Source organism: Microbacterium sp. LWS13-1.2 (genome assembly GCF_040144835.1).
Lineage (GTDB): Bacteria > Actinomycetota > Actinomycetes > Actinomycetales > Microbacteriaceae > Microbacterium.
Map to the genome: position 1 here is coordinate 2,221,089 of NZ_CP151632.1, position 22,322 is coordinate 2,243,410.

At 70.8% G+C, this 22,322-nt stretch carries 22 protein-coding genes; 8 read left to right on the plus strand and 14 right to left on the minus strand.

Features of this window, described 5'->3' with window-relative positions; all coding sequences use genetic code 11:
• Window position 1 precedes the first annotated feature (1 nt).
• Both MRBLWS13_RS10465 and MRBLWS13_RS10470 read right to left on the minus strand, forming a co-directional pair.
• Window positions 2-1,009, minus strand: coding sequence for a LacI family DNA-binding transcriptional regulator (locus MRBLWS13_RS10465; protein ID WP_349425315.1), 1,008 nt, complete (start codon window positions 1,007-1,009; stop codon window positions 2-4).
• Window positions 1,010-1,126: 117 nt separating this feature from the next.
• The gene (locus tag MRBLWS13_RS10470; protein WP_349425316.1) at window positions 1,127-1,561 is read right to left on the minus strand and encodes a hypothetical protein; all 435 of its coding nucleotides are present in this window, start codon (window positions 1,559-1,561) and stop codon (window positions 1,127-1,129) included.
• A gap of 20 nt (window positions 1,562-1,581) precedes the next feature.
• Here MRBLWS13_RS10470 and MRBLWS13_RS10475 point away from each other — a divergent pair, with 20 nt between their 5' ends.
• The 7 genes from MRBLWS13_RS10475 (at window position 1,582) to MRBLWS13_RS10505 (ending at window position 8,886) form a co-directional block, all read left to right on the plus strand.
• Window positions 1,582-2,031 carry an L-rhamnose mutarotase gene (locus MRBLWS13_RS10475; RefSeq protein ID WP_349425317.1) on the plus strand — a complete coding sequence of 150 codons (450 nt, stop codon included), beginning with the start codon at window positions 1,582-1,584 and terminating at the stop codon, window positions 2,029-2,031.
• Window positions 2,028-3,194: an L-rhamnose isomerase gene (rhaI, locus tag MRBLWS13_RS10480; RefSeq protein ID WP_349425318.1), complete on the plus strand. Its 1,167-nt coding sequence runs from the start codon at window positions 2,028-2,030 to the stop codon at window positions 3,192-3,194. Before MRBLWS13_RS10475 ends, rhaI begins: the two co-directional genes overlap by 4 nt.
• 149 nt (window positions 3,195-3,343) lie before the next feature.
• On the plus strand, window positions 3,344-4,228 hold the full coding sequence (locus tag MRBLWS13_RS10485) for an alpha/beta hydrolase fold domain-containing protein (protein ID WP_349425319.1): 885 nt from the start codon (window positions 3,344-3,346) through the stop codon (window positions 4,226-4,228).
• Window positions 4,229-4,260: 32 nt separating this feature from the next.
• A complete protein-coding gene (locus tag MRBLWS13_RS10490) occupies window positions 4,261-6,297 on the plus strand; it encodes a bifunctional aldolase/short-chain dehydrogenase (RefSeq protein ID WP_349425320.1) in 2,037 nt (678 codons plus the stop codon).
• 109 nt (window positions 6,298-6,406) lie between these two features.
• Window positions 6,407-7,825: a rhamnulokinase family protein gene (locus tag MRBLWS13_RS10495; protein ID WP_349425321.1), complete on the plus strand. Its 1,419-nt coding sequence runs from the start codon at window positions 6,407-6,409 to the stop codon at window positions 7,823-7,825.
• Window positions 7,822-8,694 (plus strand): serine hydrolase domain-containing protein, encoded by an 873-nt coding sequence (locus tag MRBLWS13_RS10500; RefSeq protein WP_349425322.1) that lies wholly within the window; start codon window positions 7,822-7,824, stop codon window positions 8,692-8,694. The genes MRBLWS13_RS10495 and MRBLWS13_RS10500 overlap by 4 nt, the downstream gene beginning before the upstream one ends.
• Window positions 8,695-8,703: 9 nt before the next feature.
• Window positions 8,704-8,886 carry a hypothetical protein gene (locus MRBLWS13_RS10505; protein ID WP_349425323.1) on the plus strand — a complete coding sequence of 61 codons (183 nt, stop codon included), beginning with the start codon at window positions 8,704-8,706 and terminating at the stop codon, window positions 8,884-8,886.
• A gap of 93 nt (window positions 8,887-8,979) precedes the next feature.
• On the opposite strand, the gene MRBLWS13_RS10510 is transcribed toward MRBLWS13_RS10505, so the two are convergent.
• Genes MRBLWS13_RS10510 through MRBLWS13_RS10520 form a run of 3 tightly spaced genes read right to left on the minus strand, consistent with a single transcriptional unit; the run spans window position 8,980 to window position 12,532 of the window.
• Window positions 8,980-9,825 (minus strand): transglutaminase family protein, encoded by an 846-nt coding sequence (locus MRBLWS13_RS10510; RefSeq protein WP_349425324.1) that lies wholly within the window; start codon window positions 9,823-9,825, stop codon window positions 8,980-8,982.
• A complete protein-coding gene (locus tag MRBLWS13_RS10515) occupies window positions 9,822-10,754 on the minus strand; it encodes an alpha-E domain-containing protein (RefSeq protein ID WP_349425325.1) in 933 nt (310 codons plus the stop codon). The genes MRBLWS13_RS10510 and MRBLWS13_RS10515 overlap by 4 nt, the downstream gene beginning before the upstream one ends.
• Complete coding sequence (locus MRBLWS13_RS10520) at window positions 10,748-12,532, minus strand: circularly permuted type 2 ATP-grasp protein (protein ID WP_349425326.1); 1,785 nt, start codon at window positions 12,530-12,532, stop codon at window positions 10,748-10,750. Before MRBLWS13_RS10520 ends, MRBLWS13_RS10515 begins: the two co-directional genes overlap by 7 nt.
• 210 nt (window positions 12,533-12,742) lie before the next feature.
• Here MRBLWS13_RS10520 and MRBLWS13_RS10525 point away from each other — a divergent pair, with 210 nt between their 5' ends.
• On the plus strand, window positions 12,743-14,413 hold the full coding sequence (locus MRBLWS13_RS10525; RefSeq protein ID WP_349425327.1) for a molybdopterin-dependent oxidoreductase: 1,671 nt from the start codon (window positions 12,743-12,745) through the stop codon (window positions 14,411-14,413).
• 19 nt (window positions 14,414-14,432) lie between these two features.
• Here the strand turns inward: MRBLWS13_RS10525 and rocD are convergent, their stop codons facing one another.
• The 9 genes from rocD to MRBLWS13_RS10570 form a co-directional block, all read right to left on the minus strand.
• A complete protein-coding gene (gene rocD, locus MRBLWS13_RS10530) occupies window positions 14,433-15,659 on the minus strand; it encodes an ornithine--oxo-acid transaminase (RefSeq protein WP_349425328.1) in 1,227 nt (408 codons plus the stop codon).
• Window positions 15,660-15,679: 20 nt separating this feature from the next.
• Window positions 15,680-16,480 (minus strand): dimethylargininase, encoded by an 801-nt coding sequence (gene ddaH / locus MRBLWS13_RS10535; RefSeq protein WP_349429036.1) that lies wholly within the window; start codon window positions 16,478-16,480, stop codon window positions 15,680-15,682.
• A 314-nt stretch (window positions 16,481-16,794) separates the two neighbouring features.
• Window positions 16,795-17,814 carry an NAD(P)-dependent alcohol dehydrogenase gene (locus MRBLWS13_RS10540; RefSeq protein ID WP_349425329.1) on the minus strand — a complete coding sequence of 340 codons (1,020 nt, stop codon included), beginning with the start codon at window positions 17,812-17,814 and terminating at the stop codon, window positions 16,795-16,797.
• A 1-nt stretch (window position 17,815) separates the two neighbouring features.
• Window positions 17,816-18,031, minus strand: coding sequence for a helix-turn-helix transcriptional regulator (locus MRBLWS13_RS10545; protein ID WP_349425330.1), 216 nt, complete (start codon window positions 18,029-18,031; stop codon window positions 17,816-17,818).
• Entirely contained in the window at window positions 18,031-18,465 is a 435-nt protein-coding gene (locus MRBLWS13_RS10550) for a hypothetical protein (protein ID WP_349425331.1), read from the minus strand. Before MRBLWS13_RS10550 ends, MRBLWS13_RS10545 begins: the two co-directional genes overlap by 1 nt.
• 166 nt (window positions 18,466-18,631) lie before the next feature.
• Window positions 18,632-19,186: an alpha/beta hydrolase-fold protein gene (locus MRBLWS13_RS10555; protein WP_349425332.1), complete on the minus strand. Its 555-nt coding sequence runs from the start codon at window positions 19,184-19,186 to the stop codon at window positions 18,632-18,634.
• Window positions 19,072-20,763 carry an alpha/beta hydrolase-fold protein gene (locus MRBLWS13_RS10560; RefSeq protein ID WP_349425333.1) on the minus strand — a complete coding sequence of 564 codons (1,692 nt, stop codon included), beginning with the start codon at window positions 20,761-20,763 and terminating at the stop codon, window positions 19,072-19,074. Before MRBLWS13_RS10560 ends, MRBLWS13_RS10555 begins: the two co-directional genes overlap by 115 nt.
• Window positions 20,764-21,120: 357 nt before the next feature.
• Window positions 21,121-22,128 (minus strand): LacI family DNA-binding transcriptional regulator, encoded by a 1,008-nt coding sequence (locus MRBLWS13_RS10565; protein ID WP_349425334.1) that lies wholly within the window; start codon window positions 22,126-22,128, stop codon window positions 21,121-21,123.
• A 13-nt stretch (window positions 22,129-22,141) separates the two neighbouring features.
• The gene (locus MRBLWS13_RS10570; protein WP_349425335.1) at window positions 22,142-22,315 is read right to left on the minus strand and encodes a hypothetical protein; all 174 of its coding nucleotides are present in this window, start codon (window positions 22,313-22,315) and stop codon (window positions 22,142-22,144) included.
• Window positions 22,316-22,322 lie beyond the last annotated feature (7 nt).

A 22,322-nucleotide genomic window follows, 5' to 3' on the forward strand; every position in this document is an offset into this window, starting at 1 on the left:
GTCAGCCGGCGGTCGACTCGCGGACGACGAGTTCGGGCTGGAAGCGCACCGTGCGCTCGTGCTCTCCGTCGGGCGCCTCGATGTCCTTGAGGAGCAGGTCGACGGCGGTATAGCCGATGAGGTGCGCCGGCTGGCGGATCGAGCTCAGCGGCACCACTGTGGCGGACGCGAAGTCGATGTCATCGTAGCCGATGAGCGCGATGTCGCGCGGCACCTGCAGGTCCGATGTGAGGGTAACGGCCTGCAGCGCGCCGACCGCGAGCAGGTCGTTGGCCGCGAACACCGCGTCGGGACGATCCGCCGCGGGCCGACCGCGCAGCAGCTCTCCTGCCTCGCGTCCTTGCAGCACCGACAGCGCCGACATCTCGATGACCTCGAGGGTCGCGCCGGGCACCTCGGCGATGGCGCGCCGCGCGCCCTCGAGGCGATCCGCCACCTGGCGGATCGAGGCAGGACCGCCGATGAAGGCGATCCTTCGGCGGCCGATCGAGAGCAGATGCGACACCGCGAGGTAGCCGCCTTCGACGTCGTCGACCGAGACCGACCCGAACGCCCGCCCGGAGTCCTCGTGGTCGACGAGCACGACGGGGACACCGCCGGTGCGGAGACGCTCGAGCCGCCCCAGGTCGCCGTCGACCGGTGTGACGAGCACGCCGTTGACCCGCTGCTCGCGGAACAGCTCGACGTAGGCGTCCTCGCGATCGGAGCGCTCGTCGCTGTTGCCGAGCAGCACGCTCATGCCCGCCTCGGCGGCCCGGTCCTCGGCGCCGCGGGCGACTTCGGCGAAGAAGGGGTTTCCCGCATCGAGCACGATGAGCGCGATGCTGCGGCTGCGCCCGGCCCGCAGCTGACGCGCGGCGTCGTTGCGCACGAAGCCGAGCTCCGCGATCGCCTGCGTCACCCGCTCGACGGTCGCGGGCGACACCTTCTCGGGCCGGTTGAGCACGTTCGACACCGTGCCGACGGAGACGGATGCCGCAGCCGCGACGTCCCGCACACTCACCGCCATTGCGCTCCTCCGACTTCCTGCCGCTGTCCGCGAGTGTAGGGCACGGGTGCGCCCCGGTGCCGACGGGCCGCAGGCGCAGCCGCCGGGGAGACGGCCGCCCGCCGCCCCGGCGCCCGGTCAGACATCGACCATCGCCCCCCTCGCGCTGCGCCGACAGCTCGGCGAGACGCTCCGCGATCCGGCGCTGCGTGTCGGGACCCGGTGCATGAACGGCGACTCGCCCAGCTCGCGTCGCTCGGACCAGGTGGTGTTCGTCCGGAAGGCGTGCGCCGCCTCCGGATCCGCCGCCTCGATCACCTCGACGATCGCGCGACAGGCCCCGCGGTCGTCGATGACGTCCGCCATGGTCGAGTCGAGGCCGACGCGGGTGGCGGCGACCGGCGGTGCGGCATCCTCCACCTCCCACGGCCACGACGCGGTGGAGCCAGCCGCTGATGGCGCCGAAACCCCACACGGGCCCGCGCGGCCGCACTTGCCAAGCACGCCGCAGATCGCGTATCGTTGAAACGATTCACAGCTCGGACGGCCTGTCACCGCCGACACCACCGCCACACACGAAGGAACACCACGCCATGACGAGCGAGACCACGCCGGCCGGACACGGGCGTCCCGAGGCTCCGCACAGCGGGTCGCCGCGCCAGAGCGCCGCCCCGCGGAGAGTCTGCTTCCAGCTCCTGGTCCGCACCGAACTGCTCGATGAGTACGTCGCGCGCCACACTCCGGTCTGGCCTGAGATGCTCGCCGAGATCGCGGCGTCCGGCCGCCGCAACTACTCGCTCTTCCTGGGCGAGGGCGGGCGCCTCGTCGGGTATTACGAGACCGACGACGACGAGGCGGCCCAGGCCTATCTCGCGAACTCCGAGGTCGCCGCGCGCTGGGAGGCCGAGATGGGCCGCTTCTTCGTCGGCCTCGAGGGCCGGCCCGATCAGGCGGCCACCCCCCTCACCGAGATCTTCCACCTGCACGACCAACTCGCCGCAGCTTCGGCCCCGGCATCCGACAACGAAGGCACCGCATCATGACGACGCTGTCACCCGACATCCTGTCCGCGCTCGAAGGCCAGGGCATCGAGCTTCCCAGCTGGGCGTTCGGCAACTCCGGCACGCGCTTCCGCGTCTTCACGACCGCCGGCACGCCGCGCGATCCGTACGAGAAGATCGCCGACGCCGCGCAGGTCAACGTCTATACGAAGCTCGCCCCGAGCGTGGCCCTGCACATCCCGTGGGACAAGGTCGACGACTACGCCGACCTGCGCCGCAACGCCGAAGACCTCGGCGTGAGCCTCGGCACCATCAACTCCAACACCTTCCAGGACGAGGACTACAAGTTCGGTGCGCTCACGCACCACGACGACCGCATCCGCAACAAGGCGATCGACCACCACCTCGAGTGCATCGACATCATGGATGCGACCGGCTCGCGCGACCTGAAGATCTGGCTCGCCGAGGGGTCGAACTACCCGGGGCAGGCCGACATCCGCGCGCGTCAGGACCGCCTGAAGGACTCGCTGCAGAAGATCTACGACCGCCTGTCGGACGAGCAGCGGCTCGTGCTCGAGTACAAGTTCTTCGAGCCGGCGTTCTACCACACCGACGTTCCGGACTGGGGCACGTCCTACGCGCAGGTCGCCTCGCTCGGCGACAAGGCGATGGTCTGCCTCGACACCGGCCACCACGCGCCGGGCACCAACATCGAGTTCATCGTCATGCAGCTGCTGCGCCTCGGGAAGCTCGGCTCGTTCGACTTCAACTCGCGCTTCTACGCCGACGACGACCTCATCGTGGGCGCCGCCGATCCGTTCCAGCTGTTCCGCATCATCTTCGAGGTGGTGCGCGGCGGTGGGCTCAACAACCCGGACGTGGCGTTCATGCTCGACCAGTGCCACAACGTCGAGGACAAGATCCCCGGCCAGATCCGCTCGGTGCTGAACGTGCAGGAGATGACCGCCCGCGCCCTCCTCGTCGACCGCGACGCCCTCGCCGCGGCGCAGCAGGCGAACGACGTGCTCGGTGCCAACGCCGTGTTCATGGACGCCTTCTACACCGACGTCCGGCCCGCCCTCGCCGAGTGGCGCGAGTCGCGCGGACTCGCGGCCGACCCGATGGCCGCGTACGCGGCATCCGGCTACCAGCAGCAGATCGCTGCGGACCGCGTCGGCGGCACGCAGGCCGGCTGGGGCGCCTGACGTCCTCAGCACCCATTGGGGCTACGCCCCAAACCCGCGGCCACTGACGCGGACCAAGACCCATCGGGGGTGCGGGATGCCGATCCCCGCTCCCCCGGTGCACCACCTCGATCCCGGCACCGATGCCGGCCCGGACCCGAAGGATGCAGATGAGCGAGCCCTACTCCGCCGCCGACGGCCTCGTGCGCGTCTATCCTGCGCGCGAGCCCCACGGCACCGGCCTGGTGTGGGCGCACGGCGGTGCGTTCGCGTTCGGAGACCTCGACATGCCCGAGTCCGACTGGGTCGCCGGGCAGCTCGCTGCCCGCGGCACGACGGTCGTCTCGGTCGACTACCGCCTCGCGCCCGTTCCGGAGGGGTGGGATGCCGCCGGCCGGTCCGGCGGCGGAGAGCACTACCCCGCGGCATCCGACGACATGCTCACGGCGTGGGCGTGGGTCGTCGACAATGCAGACCGCCTGCGCATCGACCGCGGGCGACTGGCGATCGGCGGGACCAGCGCCGGCGGCAACCTCGCCGCCGGAGCGACGCTCCGGCTCATCGAGCAGCGGTCGATGCCGCGTCCCGCGCTCGTTCTGCTCGCCTACCCCACGCTGCTGGCGGTGCAGCCGGCGCCGGATGCCGCGCTCCGGGCCGCGCTGGACGCGCAGCCCGCGGCCGACCGGTTCCGCCCGGAGATGATCCGGGCGATGTACGAGAACTTCCTGGGCGGTCCGATCGACGACGCGCCGCTCGCGGCGATTCCCGGCAATGCCCGCCCCGACGACCTCGTGGAGTTCCCGCCCACGCTCATGGTCAACGGCGACGTCGACGAACTCCGCGTCTCGGGTGAGGCGTTCGCCGCGTCGCTGCGCGCCGCCGGGCGCCCGATCGAGGTCGTCACCGAGCCGGGCACCGATCACGGGCATCTCAACCGGCCGCAGGAGCCCGCGGCATCCGTCACCCTCGGCCGCTTCGCGACCCGCCTCGCCTCCCTGTCCCTCGCCGGCGCCCGGCCCGCCGCACCCGCCTCCGCTTCGGCCTCACTCGCTTGAGCCACACCAGCCACCTCAGAAGGAATCCCGACATGACCAACCCGGCCGTCTCCGACCTCATCACCCGGTCCAATCGCCTCGGCGCCGACCCGAAGAACACGAACTACGCCGGCGGCAACACGTCAGCGAAGGGCACCGAGACCGACCCGGTCACGGGCGAGCCCGTCGAGCTGCTGTGGGTCAAGGGCTCGGGCGGAGACCTCGGCACGCTGAAGGAGTCGGGGCTCGCGGTGCTGCGCCTGGACCGCATGCGCGCGCTCGTGAACGTCTACCCCGGCATCGACCGCGAGGACGAGATGGTGGCCGCGTTCGATTACTGCCTGCACGGCAAGGGCGGCGCCGCGCCGTCGATCGACACCGCGATGCACGGCCTGGTCGATGCCGCGCATGTCGATCACCTGCACCCCGATTCGGGCATCGCGATCGCGACCGCCGCCGACGGCGAGGAGCTCACCGCGAAGGTCTTCGGCGAGAAGGTGGTGTGGGTGCCGTGGCGCCGCCCCGGCTTCCAGGTGGGCCTGGACATCGCCGACATCAAGGCGAAGAACCCGCAGGCGATCGGCTGCATCCTCGGCGGCCACGGCATCACGGCGTGGGGCGACACCTCCGACGAGGCCGAGCAGAACTCGCTGTGGATCATCGAGACCGCCGCCGCCTACATCGCCGAGCACGGCGAGGCCGACCCCTTCGGCGGCGTCCGCGCGGGCTTCGAGGCGCTGCCCGAGACCGAGCGCCGGGCCAAGGCCGCCGCGCTCGCGCCGACGATCCGCGGCCTCGCGTCGACCGACAAGCCGATGGTGGGCCACTTCACCGACGCGCCCGAGGTCCTGGACTTCCTCGCGTCCGAGAAGGCGCCCGCCCTCGCCGCGCTCGGCACCAGCTGCCCCGACCACTTCCTGCGCACCAAGGTCAAGCCGCTCATCCTCGACCTGCCGTCCGACGCGTCGATCGAGGACTCCATCGCGCGCCTCGCAGAGCTGCACGAGGCCTACCGCGCCGACTACCAGGCGTACTACGACGCGCACGCGACCGCCGAGAGCCCCGCGATCCGCGGTGCCGACCCGCTGATCGTGCTGATCCCGGGTGTCGGCATGTTCTCGTGCGGCGCGAACAAGCAGACCGCCCGGGTCGCGGGCGAGTTCTACGTCAACGCCATCAACGTGATGCGCGGCGCCGAGGCGCTGTCGACCTACTCCCCCATCTCCGACGCCGAGAAGTTCCGCATCGAGTACTGGGCGCTCGAAGAGGCGAAGCTGCAGCGCATGCCGAAGCCCAAGACGCACCAGGGCCGCATCGCGCTCGTCACGGGCGCGGCATCCGGCATCGGCAAGGCCATCGCGACCCGCCTCGCCGCCGAGGGCGCGTGCGTCGTGATCGCCGACCTCGACCTCGAGAAGGCGCAGGCCGCTGCGGCCGAGCTCGGCAACACGGATGTCGCCGTCGGCGTCGCCGCGAACGTCGCCGACGCCGACGCGATCCAGGCCGCCTTCGACGCGGCCGTGCTCGCGTTCGGCGGCGTCGACCTCGTCGTCAACAACGCCGGACTGTCGCTGTCGAAGCCGCTGCTGGAGACCACCGAGAAGGACTGGGACCTGCAGCACGACGTGATGGCCAAGGGCTCGTTCCTCGTCTCGAAGGCCGCTGCGAAGATCCTCATCGAGCAGAAGCTCGGCGGCGACGTGATCTACATCTCGTCGAAGAACTCCGTCTTCGCCGGCCCGAACAACATCGCTTACTCGGCGACGAAGGCCGACCAGGCGCATCAGGTGCGCCTGCTCGCGGTCGAGCTCGGCGAGCACGGCGTGCGCGTCAACGGCATCAACCCCGACGGCGTCGTGCGCGGCTCGGGCATCTTCGCCGCCGGCTGGGGCGCGAACCGCGCCGCCACCTACGGCGTCAAGGAAGAGGACCTCGGCCAGTACTACGCGAACCGCACCATCCTCAAGCGCGAGGTCGTGCCCGAGAACGTCGCCGACGCGGTATTCGTGCTGACCGGCCCCGAGCTCAGCCGCACGACGGGCCTGCACATCCCGGTCGACTCCGGCGTCGCCGCCGCGTTCCTCCGATGACAGCGCGTTCGGGGCGTTTCGTCTCGCTCGTTCCTCGCTCGCTCAACGACCGCGACCGGATCCCGGTCGTTGAGCGAGCGAAGCGAGTCGAAACGCCAGGAGACCCATCATGACCGGCGGGATCGTCGCGGCCGTCGACCTGGGTGCGACCAGCGGGCGCGTCATGCTCGGGTACGTGGGCGACGGGATGCTGCGCCTCGAGCAGGTCGCCCGGTTCCCGAACGGTCCCGTCACCGGCCCCGACGGCGGGCTGCACTGGGACTTCACGGCGCTGTACCGCCACATCCTCGACGGGCTCGCGGAGGCGTTCCGGCGCGAGCCGGGCATCGCGAGCATCGGCATCGACTCGTGGGCGGTCGACTACGGGCTCGTGCACGGCGACGAGCTGCTCGGCGAGCCGTTCCACTACCGCGACGAGCGCACCGCCCGCGGGGTCGAGATCGTCCACCGCGATGCCCCGTTCGAGGAGCTCTACCGCCGCAACGGCCTGCAGTTCCTCCCCTTCAACACGCTGTACCAGTACGCCGTGGAGCCCGCGCTGGCAGATGCGGAGGCATCGCTGCTCATCCCCGACCTCGTCGCATTCCTCCTCACCGGGACCCGCGTGGCCGAGCGCACGAATGCCTCGACCACCGGGCTGGTCGATGTCCGCACCGGCGAGTGGGACCTCGAGCTCGCGGCACGACTCGGCATTCCGGCATCCGTCCTGCCAACGCTCGTCGACCCGGGCGCCGTGCTCGGCACCCTCCACGGCGAGGTTCGCGAGCGCATCGGCGCACCTCTCGAGGTGATCGCGGTCGGCTCGCACGACACGGCTTCCGCGGTGGTGGCGGTGCCGCTCAGCACTCCCGACGCCGCCTACATCTCGTGCGGCACCTGGGGCCTTGTCGGCGTCGAGCTCGACGAGCCCGTCGTGAGCGACGCGGCCCGCGAGGCGAACTTCACGAACGAGGGCGGCGTCGACGGACGCGTCCGGTTCCTGCACAACGTGACGGGGCTGTGGCTGCTGAGCGAGGCCGTCCGCACGTGGGAGGCCGAGAACGGGGCGTCGATCGATCTTCCGGCATTGCTGGATGCCGCGGCCGCCGTCACCGGTGACATCCCGCTGTTCGACGCCGACGATCCGCGCCTGTCGGCACCGGGCGACATGCCCGCCCGCATCACAGCGGTCCTCGACGAGGCCGGCGCAACGGTGCCGGCGACCCGGGAGGCGTTCGCACGGACGATCGTGGAGAGCATCGCGCAGGCGTTCGCCGACGCCGTCGCCACCGCCGCCCGGCTCACCGGCCGCGACATCGACGTCATCCACATCGTCGGCGGCGGAGCGCTCAACCGGCTGCTCTGCCAGGCGACCGCCGACCGCTCGGGGCTTCCCGTGCTGGCGGGACCGGTCGAGGCGACCGCGCTCGGCAACGTCCTCGTGCAGGCGCGCGCGCACGGCTGGTTCGGCCCCGACGCGACCCTCGAGGACCTGCGCCGCGCGGTCGCGGCATCCGTGTCTCCCGAGCGGTACGAGCCGCGCGCGTGAGCGGCTACGGGGCGGCGTTCGACTGGGCGCGGCGTCATGTCGAGGCGGGGCGTCTGCCGACCGCCGTGCTCGGCGTCGCGACAGCGGACGGGGTCGTCGCGCTCGACGCGTTCGGGACCACCGACGGCCGGCCGGCACGGGCAGACGCCCCGTACTGGCTGTTCTCCATCACCAAGGTGCTGACGGGCCTGACCGCGGCGCGCGCGATCGAGCGCGGGCTGCTCACTACTGAGACGCCGCTCGCCGCAGCCGTTCCCGAGTTCGCGAGCGGGCGTGAGGACGTGGTGCGCCTGCGTCACCTCGTGAGCCACACGTCCGGCATCCGGGAGCCGACGCTCGACCCGGCAGCGGGACTTCACGCCGCGCTGCGCGCGCCCGGACGCGACTTCGCCGCCGGCGCCGCCTCGCGGTACTCGACCGTGGCGTTCCAGGGCATCGCCGAACTGGTACGGCATGCGACCGGTCAGGACTGGGATGCCGACATCGCGACGTCGGCTCCTGATCTTGGCGCGAACGGGTTCACGCTGGATCCCTCCGTCGACCCGCACACCGTGGTCGACGCGGAGCGTCTCGGGCTCGACATGCGCGGATTCGCGAGCCACCGCATTCCCGGACCACGGCGCGAGGCACCCCCGCCTCCGCGGCGGCGCGCATCGCCCCGAACGCGAGTTCATCATCGGCGGCGAACACGGCGGTCACCGGGGTGCACGCTTCGAGTGTGCGACGGACCACGCCGTACGAAGGGGTCTCGCCCTCGTCGGTGCCCCACACCACCCCGTCCGGTGCCATGGGCCACTTCACCGAGAAGGGCTCCTCGGCCGCAGCGGCGCCATGTCAAGGCCCCGGCGCACGGCATCCGTCGGGGTTAACGTGTCGGCATGGACGAACGGCGAAGCGACGACGAAACGCCCCGCGACGGCATCCCGGGCGACGAGAGGCCGAGCAGCGGCGACGAGAACCCGGTGGGCGGCGACGAGACCACCGAAGAGCAGCTCGAGGCGGACAACCCGGTCGAAGCCGACACTCTCGAGACCCTCGACCCCGACAACCCGCCTGCCTGACCGAGCACCCCGGCCGGCAACGCCGGGGACGGCGAGCCGCGGCTATGCCTCGCCGCGCCGGGGCAGGCAGCGCCCGGGGACGGCGAGCCGGGGCTACGCCTCGCGCGTGATCGTCACCTTGACGTGCAGGTTGCTCTTGAACGGGCCGGCGTACACGCCGCGCAGCGGCGGCACGTCGCCGTAGTCGCGGCCACGGCCGACGAGCACGTGCCGGTCGCCGATCTCGATGTTGTTCGTGGGGTCGAAGCCCTGCCACTCCCCCGCGTACCACTCGATCCAGGCGTGGGACTCGCCCGTCACCGCGACGCCGACCTCCGCCGACGGACGCGGATGCAGGTAGCCCGACACGTAGCGCGCCGGGATGCCGACCTCGCGGAGCGCCCCGAGGGTGACGTGCGCGATGTCCTGACAGACGCCCTTGCGCGCCTCCCACGCCTCGCTCGCGGTCGAGTGCACGCCCGTGATGCCGTGCATGTACTCGACGGCGTCGCCCACCGCGACCGAGATCGCGTGCGCGGCGCGACCGGGGTGCTCGTGCTCCGCGGCGATGGCGCGCGCGAGCTCGGCGACCTCGGCGTGCGGGCGGGTGCGCCCGGTCTGCGTCAACTGCTCGACGGTCTCGATCGAGCGGGCGGACTCGCGGGCGAGGTCGTCCCACGTGAGGTCGATGTGCTCGAGCGGTCGCGGACGCACCTCGACCAGCGAGCGCGCGGTGATGGTGAGAGACGCGTGGGGCGACAGCACGTCGAACGCCGCGACCCGCGTGCCGAAGTAGTCGACGTACTGGTTGACGGATGTCGACGGCTCGATGTCGAGCGACGAGTTCAGCACGAACTGACTGTCGGTCGAGCCGGGGAGCATGCGCGCCTCGTTGTACGAGGCCGTCACGTCGCCCAGATAGCTGAACCCGGTCTGGTGCTCGATGCGCAGGCGTTTCATGAGATCTCTCCGATCCAGCTGGGCTCGGCCTGCGTCGGGAAGAACCGGCCGCGGATCGCTTCGGATGCCTCGCGCGTGACGGTCTGCACGCGGTCCATGTGCGTGGGCAGCTCGCTGAGGATCTCGGAGATCGGCCGGTACTCGAGGTCGTTGCGGATCTGCCCGAGCGCGCGCAGCACCGTGTTGGAGTGGCCCACGCGATCGGCGCGCGGGTCGATCGCGCTCATGCACTCCTCGGCGCGCTGGATCGAGTAGATGATCGAGCGCGGGAAGAGCCGGTCGAGCAGGAGGAACTCGGCGGCATTGCCGGCGCTCGGCATGCCGCGGTACGTGCGCAGGTAGGCCTCGTAGGCGCCGCACGAGCGCAGGATCGTCGTCCACGACGGACCGGATGCCTCGGTCAGCGACCGTGTCGCCAGCAGGCGCGCGGTCATGTCGGTGCGCTCGATGCTGCGTCCGAGCGTGAAGAACTGCCATGCCTCGTCGCGACTGGTGGACGAGTCGACGATGCCGACGGCGAGCGCCGCGCGCTCGCGCACCCACTGGAAGAACTCGTGCACGCGGTCGTTCTGCAGGCGCCGCGGCATCCGTGCATTCGTCGTGTTGAGCGTCTCCCACAGCTCCGTCGAGACGATCTCCCGCGCGCGGCGGGCGTTCTCGCGCGCAGCCGTGAGGGCGTAGGCGATGCTCGAGGGGTTCATGCGATCGACCGCGAGGCGGGCCAGCACGTCTTCGCGGCGGACGTGCTCCACTCCCGACGGCGGGGCGGAGCCCATGACGCTGAGGAGCGACCGGCAGGCGGTGTCCTCGTCGATCCAGGGGTCTTCGAGCAGCAGCTGCAGGTGCACGTCGAGGATGCGCGCCGTGCCGTCGCTGCGCTCGATGTACCGCCCGATCCAGAACAGGCTCTCCGCGATGCGACTCAGCATGTCGTGTCCTCGGAAGCTCGACGCGTTTCGTCCCGGTCGCCGGCGCTCCCTCGCTCGACGACCGGAATCCCGGTCGCTGAGCGGGCGATGGGAGACGAAACGCCCTCGACCGCGGCCTGCTGCTGCTGTTGCTGCTGCTCCTGCTGCTCGACGCGGGAGCGGGGCCGGTCGTGCGGCGAGTGGGTGGGCTCGGTCTGGGCGTCGTAGATGATCGGCACCGCGGCGGTCACCGTCGACGCCTGGTCGGCGACGAGTTCGGGCATGCCGCGGCCGTGGCCGTACTCGACCTTTCCGGGCGCGGAGCCGCCGACGATCCACGTGTCCTTCGAGCCGCCGCCCTGGCTGGAATTGACGACGAGCTGACCTTCCGGCAGGGCGACGCGGGTCAGGCCTCCGGGGAGCACCCAGACGTCTTCTCCGTCGTTGACCGCGAAGGGCCGCAGGTCGGCGTGGCGCGGTCGCATGCCGTCCTCCACGAGGGTGGGGATCGTCGACAGCATGACCACGGGCTGAGCGATCCAGCCGCGGGGGTCGGCGCGCAGGCTGTGCCGGAGCTTCTCGAGCTCGGCGGGCGAGGCATCCGGTCCGACGACCAGCCCCTTGCCGCCCGAGCCGTCGACCGGCTTCACCACCAGCTCGTCGAGCCGGTCGAGCACCTCTTCGAGGGCGTTCGGGTCTTCGAGCCGCCACGTGTCGACGTTCTTGAGGATCGGCTCCTCCGCCAGGTAGTAGCGGATGAGGTCGGGCACGTACGTGTACAGCAGCTTGTCGTCGGCGACGCCGTTGCCCACCGCGTTCGCGATGGTGACGTTGCCGAGCCGCGCCGCCAGCATGAGTCCCGGTGCGCCGAGCATCGAGTCGGCGCGGAACTGCAGCGGATCGAGGAACTCGTCGTCGACACGTCGATAGATCACGTCGACGCGCTTGGGGCCGCGGGTGGTGCGCATGAACACCTTGCCGCCGATGCACAGCAGGTCGCGGCCCTCGACGAGCTCGACGCCCATGAGTCGCGCGAGCAGCGTGTGCTCGAAGTAGGCGGAGTTGTAGACGCCGGGCGTGAGCACGACGACGTTCGGGTCCTCGATGCCGGCGGGCGCCGAGGCGCGCAGCGCCGCGAGCAGCTTGTTCGGGTAGTCGCCGACCGGGCGCACCCGCATCGAGACGAAGAGCTCGGGAAGGGTCTGCGCCATGACACGCCGGTTCGAGATGACGTAGCTGACGCCCGACGGCACGCGCACGTTGTCTTCGAGCACGCGCATCTCGCCGTGCTCGTCGCGGATGAGATCGATGCCCGACACCTGGATGCGCACGCCGTTGGCGGAGTGGATGCCGGCGGCCTGGCGGTAGAAGTACTGCGAGCTCGCGATCAGCCCGGCGGGCAGCACCTCGTCGCGCACGCAGTACTGATGCCCGTAGGCGTCGTCGAGGAAGGCCTCGAGCGCGCGCACGCGCTGCTTCACACCGGCCTCGATGCGCGACCACTCGTCGAACGTGATCACGCGGGGCACGGCATCCAGCGGGAAGGGACGCTCCTCCCCTGCGAAGTCGAACGTCACGCCCTGCGCGAGATACGAGCTCGCGAGCGAATCGGTGCGTCCGCGCAGCTCCTCCTGAGTCATCTGCGCGAGCGCCTGGTAGAGCTCTCGATAGGCCTCGCGCGACTCGGCCGGCGCACCCGGGTGCGCCGGGTTTCCGAACATCTCGTCGAACGCGGGAACCCCCGAGGGCGTCTTGCGCGGCGCGAGCGTGGACCCGTAGCCGTCGAACAGATCACCCATCCGGACAGCCTAATGCGGGCCGTGTTGCCGCGGTGTTTCGACGGATGCCGGCAGCACCGTGAGCGCGAGCGCCGGCGGCGGGACGACACCCGCGAACCGGCGCCCATCCCGCTCACGGCACGCTGCACCGCGCCGCGGACCGGTGCGCCGTAAGAACCCCGTAATCCCGGACACCGCCCTGCGGATGCTCACGAACCATACGCTGGCACCATGGCAGCGACCCGACCGGCGGGACGCGCCCCGGCCCCGCTGACGTGGGTCGCGGGCGTGGCTGCCGTGCTGCTCGGGGCGGGGCTCGGCGAGTTGACGGCCATCGTCGTCAGCCCCTCTTCCAGCCCCGTGGCCGCGATCGGCGCCGCCCTCATCGACGTCGCGCCGCCGTGGGCGAAAGACACCGCGATCGCCCTGTTCGGCACAGCCGACAAGATCGCGCTCGTGGTCGGCATCGCCCTCGCGATGCTGGTCCTCGCCGCGCTCGCCGGCTGGCTCCAGGCACGCCGTCCGCCGTGGGGCGTCGTCGTGATCGCCGCCTTCGGCATCACCGGCGCGATCGTCGCGGCGACGCGACCCGGCGCCGGCGCACTCGCGTGGCTGCCGGCACTCATCGCAGGTGCGGTGGGCGCCGTCGCGCTCTGGCTGCTGATCCGGCTGCTCCAGCCGGCCCCGGCCGACCCTGCACCGGCCGACCCTGCACCGGCCGACCCGGCACCGGCCGACCCTGCACCGGCCGACCCGGCACCGGCCGAGCCTGCACCGGCCGAACCCGCAGCGCCCATTGCCGCTCCCGCCTCGGACGTGCCCGCCGCCTCGCCGCCCAGCCGGCGCGCGTTCTTCGCATGGGCGGGTGCCGCCGCGGCAGCCGGCATCCTCGCGACGGTGGTCGGCGTGCGAGGTGCGACGTCGGCGACGGTCGCCGCCGTCCGGCGGGCGGTGAGGCTGCCGCAGCCGGCGGTCGCGGCATCCGCCGTCCCCGCCGGCGCGGAGCTCGACATCGCCGGCCTCGCCGATGTCGTCACGCCCAACGACCGGTTCTACCGCATCGACACCGCCCTCATCGTGCCCGAGGTCGACCCCGCGGACTGGCGCCTGCGCGTGCACGGCATGGTGGCGAACGAGTTCGAACTGACGTGGGACGAGCTGCTGGCACTGCCGCTCGAGGAGTCGTGGACCACGCTCGCGTGCGTCTCGAACGAGGTCGGCGGCACCCTGATCGGCAACGCGCGGTGGCTGGGCTACCCGCTCCGCGAGCTGCTCGCCCGTGCTCGCCCCACCGCGGACGCCGACATGGTGCTGTCTCGCTCGATCGACGGGTTCACGGCATCCACCCCGCTGGACGCCCTCACCGACGAACGCAACGCGATCCTCGCCGTCGGCATGAACGGCGCCCCGCTGCCGACGGAGCACGGCTTCCCGGTGCGCATGGTGGTGCCGGGGCTGTACGGCTACGTGTCGGCGACGAAGTGGGTCGTCGATCTCGAGGTCACGCGCTTCGACCGCGCGACCGCGTACTGGACGACGCGCGGCTGGTCGGAGCGCGGACCGATCAAGCTGCAGTCGCGCATCGACGTGCCGCGTCGCGGCCAGGGGCTGAAGGCCGGGGAGGTGGTCGTCGCGGGCGTGGCGTGGCAGCAGCAGGTGGGCGTCGAGGGCGTCGAGGTGCGCATCGACGAGGGCGAGTGGATGCCGGCGGCCCTCGCGACGGCCATCTCGGACGACACGTGGGTGCAGTGGAGCTTCCCCTGGACGGCGACGACGGGTGACCACGTCATCGAATGCCGCGCGACGAGCAAGGCCGGAGAGGTGCAGACCGAGAAGACGGCGCCCCCCGCCCCGGACGGGGCCACCGGCTGGCACTGGCGCACGGTGTCGGTCTTCGACTGACGGCCGTGGCCGACCCGGTTCAGGCGGAGAGCACCACGCGCAGCTGCTCGACCGCCCAGTCCAGCTCGGTGCCGCGGATGACGAGCGGCGGTGCGATGCGGATGGTCTGGCCGTGCGTGTCCTTGACGAGCACTCCGCGGCCGATGAGCCGTTCGGCGATCTCGCGGCCGGTGCCGACGGCAGGATCGATGTCGACACCCGCCCAGAGCCCCGCGACGCGGATCTCCGTCACGCCATGGCCGATGAGCGCCTGCAGCTTGGACTCGAGGTGCTCGCCCAAGAGCTTGGCGCGCCGCTGGAACTCGCCGGTCTGCAGCATCTCGACGACACGGAGACCCACCGCCGCGGCGAGCGGGTTCCCGCCGAAGGTCGAGCCGTGCTCGCCCGGGTGGATCACGCCGAGGACATCGCGATCGGCGACGACCGCCGAGACGGGAAGGATGCCGCCGCCCAGCGCCTTTCCGAGCAGGTACACGTCGGGCACGACGCCTTCGCGGTCGCACGCGAACGTCTCGCCGACACGGCCGAGGCCCGACTGGATCTCGTCGGCGATGAGCAGCACGCCGCGGCGTGTGCAGATCTCGCGCACCGCCCGGAGGTATCCCTCGGGCGGCACCACGACGCCCGCCTCGCCCTGGATCGGCTCGATGAGCACGGCGACCGTGTCGGCGGTGATCGCCGCGTCGATGACGGCGGCGTCGCCGAAGGGCACCGACACGAAGCCCGGCGTGAACGGCCCGAAGTCGGCCCGCGCCTGCGGGTCGTCGCTGAAGCCCACGATCGTGGTCGTGCGGCCGTGGAAGTTGCCGTGGGCGACGACGATGCGCGCGGCATCCGGCGCCACGCCCTTCACGCGATAGCCCCACGCACGTGCGACCTTGATGCCGGTCTCGACCGCCTCTGCGCCCGTGTTCATGGGCAGCACGAGATCCTTGCCGCACAGCGCGGCGAGTGCGGCCGCGAACGGCCCCAGGCGATCGTTGTGATACGCGCGGCTGGTGAGCGTGAGGCGGTTCAGCTGCTCCTGCGCCGCGGCGAGCAGCGCCGGATGCCCGTGACCGAAGTTGAGCGCCGAGTAGGCCGACAGCAGGTCGAGGTAGCGCTTGCCTTCGACATCGGTCACCCACGCGCCCTCCCCGCGGGAGATCACCACGGGCAGCGGGTGGTAGTTGTGCGCGACGTGCTCCTCTTCGGCGGCGATGATCTGGCTCATCGCCGCGTCGACGGAGGGTGAAGTGGCGGTCATGGTGCTCCTCTTTCCCGCCGTCAGCGCCGCAGCTCGAGCGTGCAGCACTTGATGCCGCCGCCGCCGAGCAGCAGCTCGGACAGATCGACGAGCACCGGGTTGTAGCCGCGCTCGCGCAGCTGCGCCTCGAAGCCCTTCGCACGCGGCGAGATGATGACATTGAGCCCGTCGCTGGCCGAGTTGAGCCCGAACACGGCGCCATCGGCGTCGGCGACGCGGATCGCGTCGGGGTAGCGCTCGGCGAGGATCGCCTGGCTGCGCTCATCGAACGCCTGCTCGAGGTAGGCGATGTTGGCCTTCTCGACGCCGCCCGTGCCTTCGACCGGATCGAGCACCGAGATGGCGGTGTCGAGGTGGTAGAACCGCGGGTCGACGAGGTTGAGACTGACGACCTCCTTGCCGAACACGTCGGCCAGTTCGCGGTGGCTGTCACCCGTCGAGCGGAAGCCGGTGCCGGCGAGGATCGTGTCTCCGACCAGGAGGAAGTCGCCTTCGCCCTCGTTGACCTCGACGGGCTCGGCGACCTCGAAGCCGTTGGCGCGGAACCAGTCCATGAACGCCGGGCCCTCGGGCACACGCTCCTGGAATCGGAACTTCGCGCCGTAGGCGACGTTGTCGATGACGAAGCCGCCGTTGGCGGTGTACACCATGTCGGGCAGGCCATCGATGGGGTCGATGAGGTGCACCTCGTGGCCGAGTGCGATGTAGGTGTCGTACAGCGCCTGCCACTGACGGACGGCGAGAGCCGTGTCGGTCGGGTTCGCCGGCTCCATCCACGGGTTGATCCGGTAGCTCACGATGAAGTGCTCGGGGCGGCACATCAGGTAGCGGCGCACCTGCTGGATGCGACCCGCGGCGACGTCGGTCTCGGTCGCACCTTCGGTCGCCGAACTGGTCGAGGTGGCGGGCGCGGTGTTCTGCGTGGACATCTTGCTCCTGTACGAGGGGCGGCGGACGCTGTCCAGGGGCCCGGCGGCCCTTCGACTCGCTGCGCTCGCTCAGGAACCGCGACGGAAGGGGACAACCGGGCACGCCGCGACCATTCTCTCACGAAGGTTGTGCGCGCCCTGGGAGCAGGTCCCCGCGCCGTTTCCACGCAGCTGCGGAGCCTCCGGGCGTGGGCCCGGCGGCAGCCTCAGGCCGCCGTCACCACGACCTTCCCGACCGTGTGCCCGGCGGCGACGTGGGCGAGCGCGGCGGGCGCGGCGGGGAACGGGAACGTCCGCTCGATGACGGGGCGCAGCGACCCGGCCGCGGCGAGTGCAATGAGCTCCGCGAGCACGTCGGGCTTCGCGGTCGCCGCGAGCGGGCGAAGCGGCCGTCGCGAGCCGATCGAGCGCAGAGAGGCGCCCAGGATCCGCCCCATCGGCCCCAGCAGGCGACCGCCCTCCCCCGACACGAGCACGACCCGGCCGCCGTCGCGCACGAGGCGCTGCAGCACACGCAGCGGCGCGGTGCCGGCGATGTCGACGACCACGTCGAACGAGCCGTCCTCGAGCTCCGGCGAACCGGGCTGCACGCGGCGATAGTCGAAGGTGCGCGTCGCGCCCAATCCTTCGACGAGGTCACGGTTCTGCTCACCGCACAGCGCCCAGACCTCGGCGCCGCGCAGGACCGCGAGCTGCACGGCGAACGTGCCGACGCCTCCCGAGGCTCCGATCACCAGCACGCGATGACCGGATGCCGCGCCGCCGCGCTCGAGCGCCTGCCACGCGGTCCCGCCCGCGATCGGGAGTGCCGCCGCGACGACGGCGTCGAGAGCGGGAGGGCGGGGCACGAGCCGAGCGGCCGGTGACAGCGCGTAGCGTGCGAGCCCGCCGCCGCCGGGCAGCTCCCCCACGACCTCATCGCCGACGGCCACCTGCGTCACACCGTCGCCGATCGCGACCACGGTGGCCGCGGCATCCATCCCCCGCACCGGCTGACGCGGCCGGCGCAGGCCGAACGCGAGACGCACGAGGAGCGGCTCGCCGCGCATCACGCGGATGTCGCCGTTGTTGAGGCCGGTCGCGCGAAGCTTCAGCAGGGCCTCGCCGCGTCCGGGTGCGGGGACGTCGACCGTCTCCCGGGCGATGGCGTCGGCCTCGCCGTAGCGGTGCTGGGTCCACGCGGGCATCGTGTCGGTGCGCAGCGTCGAGGGACGGGGATCGGACATGTCATTCCTCCGGATAGTCGAAGAGATCGTCGAGGCCCACGCCGAAGGCGCGGGAGAGCTGGAAGGCGAGCTCGAGCGTGGGCGAGTACTTGCCCTGCTCGATGGCGATGAGGGTCTGTCGAGTCACGCCGATCCGGCGGGCGAGCTCGGCCTGGGTGATGCCGGCCGCCTCGCGCACGGCGCGGATCGAATTGGTGACCTTGGTGGGCTTGACCATCAGACGAGCCCGCGGCGGTAGGCGATGACGCTCGCGATGCCGCCGATGATCGACGAGGCGGCGAAGCCGAAGAACATGCAGTTCGCGATCCAGAACCAGTCCGCCTCGAAGGCGCACAGCACGATGACGCCGAGACCGGCGATGACGGTGAACGCCTGGCCCACCCTGCCGCTCATGGCGCTGATGTCGCGGTCGCGCTGATCGCTGGTGCCGACGCCGTCGGGGTCGCGCATGCCGGCGAGGATCCCCCACACGATGCTGATGACGATCGCCGCGACGATGCTGCCGCCGATCGTCCAGAGCATCAGCGGCACCCAGTCGACATCCGTCAACGGCCCGCCACCCGCCTGCTGCAGGACCAGGATCAGGTAGACAGCGACCCCGACCACGCTCGCGATGAGGCTCGCCCAGATGTTGCGCTCTTCGTAGACCATGAGATGCCCCCAGCAGTGTGTAAAAGATTCTTGACACCGAACTTAGGCCGGTCTGCCGCGCATGTCAAGAATCTTTTACAGACCGCGATCACGGCGCTCCTCATACGGACGCACCGCCGCCTCCCCGTGAGGGAAGACGGCGGCGCGTCGGCTCGGCTGCCGCCCGCTACCCGTTCGGGTCCTGGAACAGCCGAGGGGCGAAGTCGATGAGGTTCTTCTGCCAGACGTCCCACCCGTGAGGGCCGACCGTCACGCCGTCGAACTCGTATTCGATGCCCAGCTGATCCAGCACCGGAAGGGAGTTCATCACCGACCCGTACGTGAAGTCCGTGATGTCACCGGTGTAGAGGCGATACAGCTCGGTGCCCGCGTTGATGGCCTCGACGTCGACGCCTGCCGTCCCGCCGAAGCCCGCTGCGAAGGTCCCGATCCAGGCGAACTCGCCGGGATGCGCCTTGAGCACGGACACTGTGCGCGCCCCGCCGGCCGACAGCCCGGCCAGCGCCCGGTCGGCGGGATCGCTGCTGACGTTGTAGCGCTCCTCTGTCACCGGTACGACGTTCTCGAGCAGCTCCCGCGGGTAGTCCCCGACGTTGCCGTTGGGCATCACGACGACCATCGGCTCGATGGCGCCGTCCAGCGACAGGTTGTCGAGGATCTGGCGTGCACGCCCGACCTCCACCCAGTCGGTCCAGCTCTGACCGCCGCCGTGGTTGAGCACGAACAGCGGATAGGGCTCGGCGCGGTCGGGGTCGTATCCCGGCGGGGTCCACACGTGGCACTGCGCTGCTGGCCGGCCACGGTGCTCTCGTAGGTCATGACGTCCAGGTCCCCGCCCTGACCCTCGGCGACGTCGGCAAGCAGTCGCGATCCCTCTCCGGGGACGAGGAAGGTGCTCCACGCCGGCTCCGATGTCACCTTCGTCGGGTTGGACGTGTCCTTGACGGACTGACGATCGACGATGAGCCGATAGTGGTAGAACTTCTCCTCGAGCGGGCCGACGGTCGCCCTCCAGCGATCACCGACCTTGTTCATCTCCACCCGCAGCCAGCTGCCACCGGGCGCCCAGTTCGCCCACACCGAGACGTACTCGGCATCGGCGAAGTCGGTCGTCGTCTCGAACGTCACGAAGTCGTCCTCGGTGAGCCACGGTGTGGGCGTCGTGCCCGCGGCGGGCGGCTCGAAGCGCTCCGTGAGCGCCGTGTGCCCCTCGCTCATGGCGGGGTCGGATGCCACACCGGTGAACAGCCGCGGCGCGAAATCGATGAGGTTCTCCTGCCAGGCGTTCCAGTTGTGTCCGGCATCCGGGTTCACACCGTCGAACTGATAGTCCAGTCCGAGCTCGTCGAACTTCTGGAACGAGTCGTAGACGTCGTTGTGCGCGATGTCGGTCTTGTTGCCGACATAGACGCGGAACAGCTCGGTTCGGTCGTTCATCCTGTCGACGGGGATGGCGTCGAGGTCGCCGAAGCGTCCGGCTCCGAACGTGCCGATCGCGTCGAACTCGCCCGGGTGCTCGCTGAACACCTCGAATGCCTGGCCCCCGCCCATCGACAGGCCCGCGAGCGCCCGATGGTTCTTGGAGGGCGAGACGTTGTAGGTCCGCTCGACCGCGGGGACGATGTTCTCGAGCAGCTCAGCCGAGAAGTCGTCGACGTTGCCGTTGCCCATCACGACGAGCATGTCTTCGAGCTGGCCCCGCAGCCACAGGTTGTCGAGGATCTGCTCCGCACGCCCCACCTCGACCCAGTCGCGGTAGCTCTGGCCGCCACCGTGCTGGAGGTACAGCACGGGCAGCTTCTTCCCCTTGGGCCGGTAGGTCGGCGGAACCCAGACGAGCGCCTCGCGCTCCTCGCCCGCGACGGAACTGGCGTACGAGAGCGTCTGGACGACGCCGGCCTGCTCGGGCGCATCCGCCAGCAGCGCCGCCGACTCGCCGGGGATGAAGAACGTGCTCCACTCCGGTTCGGATGCGACGCTCGTCGGGTTGCTCGTGTCCTTCAGGACTTTGCTGTCGTCCCCCGTGACCTGGTAGTAGTACAGGCCGGGCTCGAAGGGCCCGTACGTCGCGGTCCAGTTGGCGCCGCTGCGCTGCAGCCCGATCTGCGCCCAGTTGTGCGAGGGTCCGAAATTGCCCTCGACGACCACCTGCGACACCGGCCCGACCGCGGCTTCGACAGCGGCGTTAGGGACGGCGATCCGCAGATATCCGCCTTCCTGCTGCGCGATCCAGGGGTCCGCCGCGCTCGCCGGCGCGGCCGCCATCAGCCCGGTGAGTGCCAGGACTGCAGCAGTCACGACGGCAACGGCTCGTCTCGCTCTCCCGAACCGGCGGGAGCGCCGGTCCTCGGATGTGATCTCCATCGATTCCTCATCTCGTGTGACTCGACCGGCTCCGGGAGCACGCTGGCCCCCGGGGCCGACTGGCTGAGACGGGCGGGCGCGCAGCGAAGCGCGCTTTTACAACGTAGTAATTCCCGTCCTCGCTCACTCTTGCAGAGCCGGTCACATCTGGTCAAGGGAAAGTACAACGTCGTAAACGGCGCTTCACAACGTGGTGGATCGGCGGTAGCCTGGCGCCCGCACGGCCTTCGTGCGAGGCCTGCAGCGACTGCCGGCATCCTTCTCGCGCGCAGTCTGACGCTCTGCATCGAGCTATCGAGCGGGCGCGGCCGTCGAATCGCGGACGACGAGAGTGGTGGCCAGTTCGACCCGGGTGACGTCCGGCCGCGGCTCGTCGAGCAGCTGGAGAAGCAGCTTCGTCGCCTGCTCGGCCATCTCGCGAAGCGGCTGATGAACGGTCGTCAGCCGCGGGCGTGCGAGCTCGGCGATCGCAAGGTCGTCGTAGCCGACGACAGACAACCCGCTCGGCACCGCGATTCCCCTCGCCTGCGCCGCGTACACCACACCTAGGGCCTGCAGATCGTTCCCCGCGAAGATCGCGGTCGGCGGATCGGCGAGTCGCAGCAGCTCGGACGCATGCCTCTCGCCCCCCTCACGCCGGAAGTCGCCGTAGCGGATCCACTCCGGCTCGATCGCCAGCCCGGCGGAGGTCATCGCCGCTCGGTAGCCATCGAGTCGCGCCAGGGAGCACATGACATCCTCGGGACCGGTGATCGCCGCGATCCGGCGATGTCCCAGCTCCAGCAGGTGCCTCGTCGCCGCGAGACCGCCGGACCAGTTCGCCGACCCGACGGAGGGGATGCCGGGTGCCGGGTCCCCTGCCGGATCGATGGTGACGAATGGGATGCCTCGCGCCTTGAGCGTTGCGCGACCCTGCGGAGGCACATCGGCGAACAGCAGGATGATCCCGGTAGGTCCGCGGCGCACGACGGCATCGATCCACTCGGGTCCGGGCGCACGCCTGTCGCCGCTGACCGACAGTGAGATCGCCAGGCCCGCCTCGGCGGCGCTCTCGCGAACCCCTTCGATGACGGCGAGTGCCCAGTCGCCGTCGAGTTCGTGCAGCACCACCTCGATGTACTCGCGCCGCTCTTTGCTCTTCCGGCGGCGATAGCCGCTCCTGCGCAGCTGGTCCTCGACGAGGGCGCGCGTCGCCGACGACACGTCGGCCGCACCGTTGAGCACCTTCGAGATGGTCGTCAGCGACACCCCGGTCTGTGCGGCGATCTCCTTGAGTGTCACCCGCTGGGACCGCGCCATCACACCACCCGTGCTAGCGCGCCGCGCGCCGGAGTATCGTCGCCAGCCCTTCGCGGATCCGGCAGTGGGCGAACGAGAAGGCGTCAGCCACGTTCCAGCCGCCGAGCCCGAACCGCCTCAGGGTCACCGGCCCGTCGTCGGCCACGATGCGGGTCCCGTCGACACGGAGCATGCCGTGAGGCGTCATCGACTCT

Coding starts and splice junctions, on each gene's coding strand:
- MRBLWS13_RS10515 (WP_349425325.1), bottom strand. CDS start 10,754: ATGCTGAGTCGCATCGCGGAGAGCCTGTTCTGGATCGGGCGGTACATC.
- MRBLWS13_RS10505 (WP_349425323.1), top strand. CDS start 8,704: ATGGACGAACGGCGAAGCGACGACGAAACGCCCCGCGACGGCATCCCG.
- MRBLWS13_RS10475 (WP_349425317.1), top strand. CDS start 1,582: ATGACGAGCGAGACCACGCCGGCCGGACACGGGCGTCCCGAGGCTCCG.
- MRBLWS13_RS10485 (WP_349425319.1), top strand. CDS start 3,344: ATGAGCGAGCCCTACTCCGCCGCCGACGGCCTCGTGCGCGTCTATCCT.
- MRBLWS13_RS10525 (WP_349425327.1), top strand. CDS start 12,743: ATGGCAGCGACCCGACCGGCGGGACGCGCCCCGGCCCCGCTGACGTGG.
- MRBLWS13_RS10495 (WP_349425321.1), top strand. CDS start 6,407: ATGACCGGCGGGATCGTCGCGGCCGTCGACCTGGGTGCGACCAGCGGG.
- MRBLWS13_RS10520 (WP_349425326.1), bottom strand. CDS start 12,532: ATGGGTGATCTGTTCGACGGCTACGGGTCCACGCTCGCGCCGCGCAAG.
- MRBLWS13_RS10490 (WP_349425320.1), top strand. CDS start 4,261: ATGACCAACCCGGCCGTCTCCGACCTCATCACCCGGTCCAATCGCCTC.
- MRBLWS13_RS10545 (WP_349425330.1), bottom strand. CDS start 18,031: ATGGTCAAGCCCACCAAGGTCACCAATTCGATCCGCGCCGTGCGCGAG.
- MRBLWS13_RS10565 (WP_349425334.1), bottom strand. CDS start 22,128: ATGGCGCGGTCCCAGCGGGTGACACTCAAGGAGATCGCCGCACAGACC.
- MRBLWS13_RS10570 (WP_349425335.1), bottom strand. CDS start 22,315: ATGACGCCTCACGGCATGCTCCGTGTCGACGGGACCCGCATCGTGGCC.
- MRBLWS13_RS10550 (WP_349425331.1), bottom strand. CDS start 18,465: ATGGTCTACGAAGAGCGCAACATCTGGGCGAGCCTCATCGCGAGCGTG.
- MRBLWS13_RS10540 (WP_349425329.1), bottom strand. CDS start 17,814: ATGTCCGATCCCCGTCCCTCGACGCTGCGCACCGACACGATGCCCGCG.
- ddaH (WP_349429036.1), bottom strand. CDS start 16,480: ATGTGCCGCCCCGAGCACTTCATCGTGAGCTACCGGATCAACCCGTGG.
- rhaI (WP_349425318.1), top strand. CDS start 2,028: ATGACGACGCTGTCACCCGACATCCTGTCCGCGCTCGAAGGCCAGGGC.
- MRBLWS13_RS10510 (WP_349425324.1), bottom strand. CDS start 9,825: ATGAAACGCCTGCGCATCGAGCACCAGACCGGGTTCAGCTATCTGGGC.
- rocD (WP_349425328.1), bottom strand. CDS start 15,659: ATGACCGCCACTTCACCCTCCGTCGACGCGGCGATGAGCCAGATCATC.
- MRBLWS13_RS10465 (WP_349425315.1), bottom strand. CDS start 1,009: ATGGCGGTGAGTGTGCGGGACGTCGCGGCTGCGGCATCCGTCTCCGTC.